The sequence below is a fragment of the Microbacterium sp. genome (assembly GCF_030149085.1).
Classification (GTDB): domain Bacteria; phylum Actinomycetota; class Actinomycetes; order Actinomycetales; family Microbacteriaceae; genus Microbacterium.
Map to the genome: position 1 here is coordinate 1 of NZ_JASBSF010000019.1, position 3,684 is coordinate 3,684.

The 3,684-nt window shown below is 65.1% G+C and carries 6 protein-coding genes; all 6 read right to left on the bottom strand.

The genetic code is table 11. The features are described from left to right. Window positions 1–132: 132 nt before the first annotated feature. Window positions 133–342: a hypothetical protein gene (locus Q1V87_RS16245; RefSeq protein WP_366945390.1), complete on the bottom strand. Its 210-nt coding sequence runs from the start codon at window positions 340–342 to the stop codon at window positions 133–135. A gap of 46 nt (window positions 343–388) precedes the next feature. Then, complete coding sequence (locus Q1V87_RS00710) at window positions 389–871, bottom strand: hypothetical protein (RefSeq protein ID WP_300590424.1); 483 nt, start codon at window positions 869–871, stop codon at window positions 389–391. A 134-nt stretch (window positions 872–1,005) separates the two neighbouring features. Beyond that, window positions 1,006–1,548 (bottom strand): cupin domain-containing protein, encoded by a 543-nt coding sequence (locus Q1V87_RS00715; protein ID WP_300590425.1) that lies wholly within the window; start codon window positions 1,546–1,548, stop codon window positions 1,006–1,008. A 184-nt stretch (window positions 1,549–1,732) separates the two neighbouring features. Next, on the bottom strand, window positions 1,733–2,317 hold the full coding sequence (locus Q1V87_RS00720) for a PIN domain-containing protein (RefSeq protein WP_300590426.1): 585 nt from the start codon (window positions 2,315–2,317) through the stop codon (window positions 1,733–1,735). Between the two features lie 25 nt (window positions 2,318–2,342). Further along, a complete protein-coding gene (locus tag Q1V87_RS00725) occupies window positions 2,343–2,867 on the bottom strand; it encodes a helix-turn-helix domain-containing protein (protein ID WP_300590427.1) in 525 nt (174 codons plus the stop codon). A gap of 112 nt (window positions 2,868–2,979) precedes the next feature. Next, window positions 2,980–3,684 (bottom strand): Wadjet anti-phage system protein JetD domain-containing protein (locus Q1V87_RS00730; RefSeq protein WP_300590428.1); only part of this gene is annotated, 705 nt, incomplete at its 5' end.

Sequence of the window (3,684 nt, forward strand, 5' to 3'; positions counted from 1 at the left end):
GTCGCACCCGGCGTGGACTCATACAAGTCCACCGCCCGCTGCCGGAACTCGTCCGTGTAGTTCTTCCTAGCCATCCCTTGGATTCTCGCTTCCCCAGCATCGTGCTGGAATCAGCGTGTCCAAGATCAGGGGTCAAGCGCCAACCTCGGCGTGCGGGCCGATGTCTACCGTGCGGCGGGAGGTTTCAGCGACGTCCCGGAGCACGAAGACGTGATACTGGCCGAGCGCTGCCGCACGGCGGGAGCGCATGTCGTCGCCAGCGACCTGGCCGAGGTCCTCACGTCGGGACGACTCGTTGGACGCACCCCCGGCGGCTACGCGGCATACCTTCGCGATCAGCATCGGGGTCTCGGGGCGGTCACTCCCGAGCCGATCTAGCGCACTGGGGTCACCGCGGCGAGCCGGCGAACGATCTCATCGAGCACAGGCTGGGGCGTCGCGAAGATGAGACGCGCGAATCCCGCACCCGCCTGTCCGCACATCGTCCCCGACCGGGTTGTACGGGTTTTGCACAGCAGCAGATTCCCGCCCTCGTCGAACGCGCGCTGCAGTGCTCCATCGCGAGTTCGAGTCCCATGATCACATCCGGGATGCCCCACACATCGCTCGCGGGCACACTCCAGCCGTAGCGGCGCTCGAGGAACCCCGCCGTCGCATCCGACAGATCAGCGGCGATCCGCTGGGGCATGTATCCGAAGGCTCCGTCGTCAACCGCTGCGTGCAAGGCGGCGGTGATGGCCGGATCGACGCCGAAGTCCATCTCAGCGACGAAGGCGCCGATCGAGTCATCCGTCGCCGACCACTTCGTTGCGCCGGTGGCACGAAGCTGCTCGATCGTGATGGCATTCATGCGCTGGGCGAAGTCGGTCATGCGGTGCCCCTTCTGACTAGCAGCTCTCACGATAGCTCGCGCCACCGACGCTCGATCTCAGGCGCGGATGCTGCCAACAAGGGCGAGCAGCTCCGCTACAGCGCCGCGGATGAGCGGAAGGCGGGCAAGCCTGATCAGGTCGCTGGCCGGTCCGAACACCGCCGCACACCCGCGACGCCGGTCGTCAGCTCGGACATCGTGAGGTCGTCGAGCCATGCGGGTCGCTCTATTCGCGTCGGCGGTTCGATTCGGACCCTGTCGGGAGTCCAGGCCGGCGTGACGACCGAACAGATCAGCGCAAAGCCGGCGGGGTCGACAAGTCGAAGCGCCTTGTAGGACCCGGCCGGCACGGTGATCATCGGTCGAGTCTCTCGAGACACCACAGACGTGGTCACCATGCCGTCGCTGTCTACGACCACGTACTCGACCGGACCACCGTCGACGATGACGTGGGTGTCATCGGCAGCAAGCCAATGCCACGCATTGATCGGGCGACGCGGGTCGAGCAGGTAATAGATGGCGTTCGCAGCTGGCGATGCCACACCGTCGACGGTTCGAACCTCTACATGCGAACGGAAGGCGGGAGTCCACCATCCCGATTCACCCTCGAGCGCGCGCAGTCCCAGTCGCTCGATCCATTCGTCTGCTCGAGGATGACGGGTCACGTGCTCCATCATGCCCGCACGCCGCCTCGAGAAGGGATCGTCGCGGGGCCGCCAATAGCGCCGCGGCAAGAGGCGTAGGATCCGCCGCTTGGCCCGGTGACGTTGTCGATATCTGGCGATTTGTGGCAGAAACGTGGCGGGTGTTCGGCGCGAAATCGGGTGGCCGCACCCGTCCTTCAGTTATCCGATCTGGAGGCTACGCGGACGCAGCTTCGACCATGATCTCGACAGCTTCGATCATGCCGTATCGGTCGCGCAACGTGTCCAGGATCTCCTCGACGGTGAGCGCTGTACCGTAGCGGCCGGACCGACTCGCGATCTCCCGCACCGCGGCGAGCGCATGCCTGGGGTTGAGCGCGACAGTGTTCTTCGCGAACTCCCTGGCGCTGAGCACCTGGATGCCCGGCGGAATCTTGGCTGCAGGGAAGTCCTTCAGGTTCTCGGTGACGATCGCTCCGGCTCCCGCAATGACGGCCGCAGCGACCACATGCTCGTCATCCGGATCGGGAAGCCCGAAGGTACCTTCCAGCGGTTCCCAGCCTTCGACCTCCGCGTCGGCGAACTCTCGCCGCATCGCGGCGATGAGGGTTGCTGCGCGGCCAGCAGTCTCGGTCACGGGTATCCCCCGCTTCACGAGCTTGGCCTCCTCGTGAAACTCGAGTTCGTCGAGGATCGCCGAGCTCCAGGTCGGTCGGTACGCGCCTTCGACCGCGAGGGATGGGAGGAAGTCGCGTTGCAGGCTCGGCCACAGCACGCTGGTGTCGAGGGTCGCCGTGAACACGACCCCATCCTGTCAGTCTGCGAGGTCAGAGTCGGGCTGCCCGCCTTGCGGCGACCGCCTTCCTCGCCGCTCTGAGGTCCTCGAGCGTCTGCTCGATGTTGTCTTCGTCGACGGCGTCGCGCGTGGCGGCGAGCATGTCGTACTGACGCTCCCGCCGGCGCTCTCGGTACTCGAGCAGATCCGCGAGGAGAATGCGTCGGTGCGTTCCCGCCTTCTCGAATGGGATCTCACCCTCGTCGAGGAGCTTCACAATGGTCGGGCGGCTCACGTTCAGCAGATCCGCTGCCTGCTGGGTGGTGAGCCGTGTTGCCTGGGGTACAACTGACACGGCAAGCCCGCTCTGCATCGCGTCCACGATCTTGCGGAGAGCGAGGTAGACCTCTTCCGGAAGCTCGACCTGGTCGCCTGGACGCGTCCCCGCAAGGAAGTACCTTGGCTCGGGAAGAGCCCGACCGGCGGCCTCATGGGCGGTGAGGAAGTCCAGCACAGGGGCAAGCTCGACTCCCCTGCTGGGAAGGTACGTCTCTTCAACAACTGCAGCGCGAGACACGGAAATCACCTCAATACACGTAAACGCAGGTGGTTGCGTTTGTTGCGATTACGGTAGCACGCGTCGCTGACAGGTCAATAGGAGCGCGCTGGGGCAACGATCAGATGCCTCGTCAGGACACCCCGAGCCGTGCGAGCGCGTAGCTCCACGGAATGCGCTCCTGCTCGAGGCGTATGTTGCCCTCCGCGCTCAGCGACTGGAGAGTCGCGCGCTCATCAGGCGTGAGCAGCTCGAACACGCCGACGTTCGGATCCGGATCGATCCCCCACAGATCACGGTGATCGAACAGAGTATCCATATCCATCAATACTGACGTTGCGTCCACACCCCTGGCTCGAAGTCGGTTGAGTATGGCGAATCCGTGCGAATCGAGATCGCCCCAGTAGGTGACCATTTGCGCCCACGGGAGGCGGGCGACGAGATCGACGCGGTGACCGCCACCGTGCACTGCTACTGCTTGGGGCACATCCGGCATCGCGAGCAGGGTGGCGAGGTTCTCGAACACGAACACGCGCTCGGGTCGGATCGTGCTTGCCGCAAGGTCGTCGACGGGCGCCGACACATCGGTGAGCCCCTGGAACGAGAGCGACGGATCGAGAGCACGGATCCGTATGAGCGGTGACGGCTCGCGAAGGCCCAGTCCGGGCGCTCCGGTTCCCGCCCGATGCAACGCCTCGACGAGTCCGCGGCGAGATTCGATCCATTTGGTGTGGATGCCGCGGATCGGCAGTTCCCGCACCAGGTGGCCCGATTCCGGGTTCTCGCGCAACCAGGCCAGCACATGGACGAGCCTGTCGAAATCGGCGCCATCGAGATC